This is a genomic window from Clavibacter sp. VKM Ac-2872 (genome assembly GCF_015351105.1).
Taxonomy (GTDB): domain Bacteria; phylum Actinomycetota; class Actinomycetes; order Actinomycetales; family Microbacteriaceae; genus Clavibacter.
Genome location: NZ_JADKRR010000009.1, coordinates 1 through 5,192, shown reverse-complemented (window position 1 = coordinate 5,192; position 5,192 = coordinate 1). Strand labels below are relative to the sequence as shown.

Genomic DNA, 5,192 nt, shown 5'->3' with positions numbered 1-5,192 from the left:
TTCGGGTGGTCGTGCGTTTAAGCATTTATGGAGAGTTTGATCCTGGCTCAGGACGAACGCTGGCGGCGTGCTTAACACATGCAAGTCGAACGGTGATGTCAGAGCTTGCTCTGGCGGATCAGTGGCGAACGGGTGAGTAACACGTGAGTAACCTGCCCCCGACTCTGGGATAACTGCTAGAAATGGTAGCTAATACCGGATATGACGATTGGCCGCATGGTCTGGTCGTGGAAAGAATTTCGGTTGGGGATGGACTCGCGGCCTATCAGGTTGTTGGTGAGGTAATGGCTCACCAAGCCTACGACGGGTAGCCGGCCTGAGAGGGTGACCGGCCACACTGGGACTGAGACACGGCCCAGACTCCTACGGGAGGCAGCAGTGGGGAATATTGCACAATGGGCGAAAGCCTGATGCAGCAACGCCGCGTGAGGGATGACGGCCTTCGGGTTGTAAACCTCTTTTAGTAGGGAAGAAGCGAAAGTGACGGTACCTGCAGAAAAAGCACCGGCTAACTACGTGCCAGCAGCCGCGGTAATACGTAGGGTGCAAGCGTTGTCCGGAATTATTGGGCGTAAAGAGCTCGTAGGCGGTTTGTCGCGTCTGCTGTGAAATCCCGAGGCTCAACCTCGGGTCTGCAGTGGGTACGGGCAGACTAGAGTGCGGTAGGGGAGATTGGAATTCCTGGTGTAGCGGTGGAATGCGCAGATATCAGGAGGAACACCGATGGCGAAGGCAGATCTCTGGGCCGTAACTGACGCTGAGGAGCGAAAGCATGGGGAGCGAACAGGATTAGATACCCTGGTAGTCCATGCCGTAAACGTTGGGAACTAGATGTGGGGACCATTCCACGGTCTCCGTGTCGCAGCTAACGCATTAAGTTCCCCGCCTGGGGAGTACGGCCGCAAGGCTAAAACTCAAAGGAATTGACGGGGGCCCGCACAAGCGGCGGAGCATGCGGATTAATTCGATGCAACGCGAAGAACCTTACCAAGGCTTGACATATACCGGAAACGTGCAGAGATGTGCGCCCCGCAAGGTCGGTATACAGGTGGTGCATGGTTGTCGTCAGCTCGTGTCGTGAGATGTTGGGTTAAGTCCCGCAACGAGCGCAACCCTCGTTCTATGTTGCCAGCACGTAATGGTGGGAACTCATAGGAGACTGCCGGGGTCAACTCGGAGGAAGGTGGGGATGACGTCAAATCATCATGCCCCTTATGTCTTGGGCTTCACGCATGCTACAATGGCCGGTACAAAGGGCTGCGATACCGTAAGGTGGAGCGAATCCCAAAAAGCCGGTCTCAGTTCGGATTGAGGTCTGCAACTCGACCTCATGAAGTCGGAGTCGCTAGTAATCGCAGATCAGCAACGCTGCGGTGAATACGTTCCCGGGCCTTGTACACACCGCCCGTCAAGTCATGAAAGTCGGTAACACCCGAAGCCAGTGGCCTAACCGCAAGGGAGGAGCTGTCGAAGGTGGGATCGGTGATTAGGACTAAGTCGTAACAAGGTAGCCGTACCGGAAGGTGCGGCTGGATCACCTCCTTTCTAAGGAGCATGTGCACCTCTCCTCTGTATACAGGGAGATCAAGGGTGCCAAGTCACGCGTCAGGCGTATGTCCTGGTGGTGGCGCTCATGGGTGGAACATTGACATTGATGCCGGCTGATGTGTCGGGCTGCTAGTACGCCTCCTTGTGGGGTGGGAACGTGGTTCGGTGTGTCGAGGGCATGTTGCACGCTGTTGGGTCCTGAGGGACCGGGCCGCATCTTCGGGTGTGTCTGGTTTCTTGTCGGACCCTTTCCGTCGTCCTGTTGTGGATGGTGGTGGGGTACCGCCCGTATATTGAGAACTACACAGTGGACGCGAGCATCTTAGATTCACCGGTTTTCCGGTGGATCACAAGATCTATTTATAGATCATTGGTCAATTCTGTCTCCTCTAGGGGAGGCGAAACGATTCAATCTCATGTGATTTCAAGATTCTAAGAGCAAACGGTGGATGCCTTGGCATCTGGAGCCGAAGAAGGACGTATAAATCTGCGATAAGCCTCGGGGAGCTGATAATAGAGCTGTGATCCGAGGATTTCCGAATGGGGAAACCCCGCCAGGCCCTTTGGGTGACCTGGTGACTCCCGCCTGAATATATAGGGCGGGTAGAGGGAACGTGGGGAAGTGAAACATCTCAGTACCCACAGGAAGAGAAAGCAAAAGCGATTCCGTTAGTAGTGGCGAGCGAAACCGGAAGAGGCCAAACCGATCATGTGTGATATCCGGTAGGAGTTGCATGGTCGGGGTTGCGGGACTTTCCGTACAGTTCTACCGAGCTGTGAGGGCAATGAGCGCGATATAGACGAATGGTCTTGAAAGGCCAGTCATAGAGGGTGCGAACCCCGTAGTCGAAATGTCGTCGCCTGTCCGGAGAGTATCCCAAGTAGCACGGGGCCCGAGAAATCCCGTGTGAATCTGTCAGGACCACCTGATAAGCCTAAATACTCCCAGATGACCGATAGCGGACAAGTACCGTGAGGGAAAGGTGAAAAGTACCCCGGGAGGGGAGTGAAATAGTACCTGAAACCGTTTGCTTACAAACCGTTGGAGCACCCTTGTTGGTGTGACAGCGTGCCTTTTGAAGAATGAGCCTGCGAGTTAGTGATATGTGGCGAGGTTAACCCGTGAGGGGCAGCCGTAGCGAAAGCGAGTCTTAATAGGGCGAGTGAGTCGCATGTTCTAGACCCGAAGCGAAGTGATCTATCCATGGCCAGGTTGAAGCGACGGTAAGACGTCGTGGAGGACCGAACCCACTTCAGTTGAAAATGGAGGGGATGAGCTGTGGATAGGGGTGAAAGGCCAATCAAACTTCGTGATAGCTGGTTCTCTCCGAAATGCATTTAGGTGCAGCGTTGCGTGTTTCTTGCCGGAGGTAGAGCTACTGGATGGACGATGGGCCCCAAAAGGTTACTGACTTCAGCCAAACTCCGAATGCCGGTAAGTGAGAGCGCAGCAGTGAGACGGTGGGGGATAAGCTTCATCGTCGAGAGGGAAACAACCCAGACCACCATCTAAGGTCCCTAAGCGCGTGCTAAGTGGGAAAGGATGTGGAGTTGCATAGACAACCAGGAGGTTGGCTTAGAAGCAGCCACCCTTGAAAGAGTGCGTAATAGCTCACTGGTCAAGTGATTCCGCGCCGACAATGTAACGGGGCTCAAGCACGCCACCGAAGTTGTGGCATTTATATTATAGGCAGGCCTTCGTGGTCCAGCCGTATGGATGGGTAGGAGAGCGTCGTGTGGCCAGCGAAGCGGCGGTGTGAACCAGCCGTGGAGGCCACACGAGTGAGAATGCAGGCATGAGTAGCGAAAGACGGGTGAGAAACCCGTCCTCCGAAAGACCAAGGGTTCCAGGGCCAGGCTAATCCGCCCTGGGTAAGTCGGGACCTAAGGCGAGGCCGACAGGCGTAGTCGATGGACAACGGGTTGATATTCCCGTACCGATGAAGAACCGCCCAAGACAATCCAGTAATGCTAAGTGTCTGAATCCTTGATTCGATCCCTTCGGGGTGACGGTCTTGGCCTAGCACACGACCCTACGCTGGGGCGTTTAGCGTATTAACAGGTGTGACGCAGGAAGGTAGCTGAGCCGGGCGATGGTTGTCCCGGTCTAAGGATGTAGGGCAGAAGATAGGCAAATCCGTCTTCTATATAGCCTGAGACCCGATGGGTAGTCCTCACGGACGAAATCAGTGATCCTATGCTGCCGAGAAAAGCATCGACGCGAGGTTCCAATCGCCCGTACCCCAAACCGACTCAGGTGGTCAGGTAGAGAATACTAAGGAGATCGAGAGAATCGTGGTTAAGGAACTCGGCAAAATGCCCCCGTAACTTCGGGAGAAGGGGGGCCTGAGGCGTGTAGGGATTTACTCCTGAAGCGTTTGAAGGCCGCAGAGACCAGTGGGAAGCGACTGTTTACTAAAAACACAGGTCCGTGCTAAGTCGCAAGACGATGTATACGGACTGACGCCTGCCCGGTGCTGGAAGGTTAAGAGGAACGGTTAGCACGCAAGTGCGAAGCTGAGAATTTAAGCCCCAGTAAACGGCGGTGGTAACTATAACCATCCTAAGGTAGCGAAATTCCTTGTCGGGTAAGTTCCGACCTGCACGAATGGCGTAACGACTTCCCAGCTGTCTCAACCGCGAACTCGGCGAAATTGCACTACGAGTAAAGATGCTCGTTACGCGCAGCAGGACGGAAAGACCCCGTGACCTTTACTACAGCTTGGTATTGGTGTTCGGTGTGGCTTGTGTAGGATAGGTGGGAGACTGTGAAGCTCGGACGCTAGTTCGGGTGGAGTCATTGTTGAAATACCACTCTGGTCACTCTGGATATCTAACTTCGAACCGTAATCCGGTTCAGGGACAGTGCCTGGTGGGTAGTTTAACTGGGGCGGTTGCCTCCTAAAAAGTAACGGAGGCGCCCAAAGGTTCCCTCAACCTGGTTGGTAATCAGGTGTCGAGTGTAAGTGCACAAGGGAGCTTGACTGTGAGACTGACAAGTCGAGCAGGGACGAAAGTCGGGACTAGTGATCCGGCAGTGGCTTGTGGAAGCGCTGTCGCTCAACGGATAAAAGGTACCTCGGGGATAACAGGCTGATCTTGCCCAAGAGTCCATATCGACGGCATGGTTTGGCACCTCGATGTCGGCTCGTCGCATCCTGGGGCTGGAGTAGGTCCCAAGGGTTGGGCTGTTCGCCCATTAAAGCGGTACGCGAGCTGGGTTTAGAACGTCGTGAGACAGTTCGGTCCCTATCCGCTGCGCGCGTAGGAAATTTGAGAAGATCTATCCCTAGTACGAGAGGACCGGGATGGACGAACCTCTGGTGTGTCAGTTGTTCCGCCAGGAGCACCGCTGATTAGCTACGTTCGGAACGGATAACCGCTGAAAGCATCTAAGCGGGAAGCCGGCTTCGAGATGAGATTTCCATCCCTTTCAGGGTGAAGGCTCCCGGCTAGACTACCGGGTTGATAGGCAGGATGTGGAAGCGAGGACTAAAGACTCGTGGAGCTGACCTGTACTAATAAGCCGATATCTTGAAAACACTTTGCTTGCGTCCACTATGTGGTTCCCGATATACGGTCGGGTGCTAATTGAACAACCAGCTTGACTGGTCGATTCATCACAGATTTCATGCCCTGTAGGG

The 5,192-nt window shown here is 54.4% G+C and carries 2 rRNA genes; both read left to right on the top strand.

What is annotated here, in order from left to right:
• The first annotated feature begins 24 nt into the window (after positions 1-24).
• A 16S ribosomal RNA gene (locus ITJ40_RS16835) occupies positions 25-1,545 on the top strand.
• 425 nt (positions 1,546-1,970) lie between these two features.
• Positions 1,971-5,090 (top strand): 23S ribosomal RNA (locus tag ITJ40_RS16830).
• The 16S and 23S rRNA genes sit together here, the layout of an rRNA operon.
• The last annotated feature ends 102 nt before the right edge of the window (positions 5,091-5,192 follow it).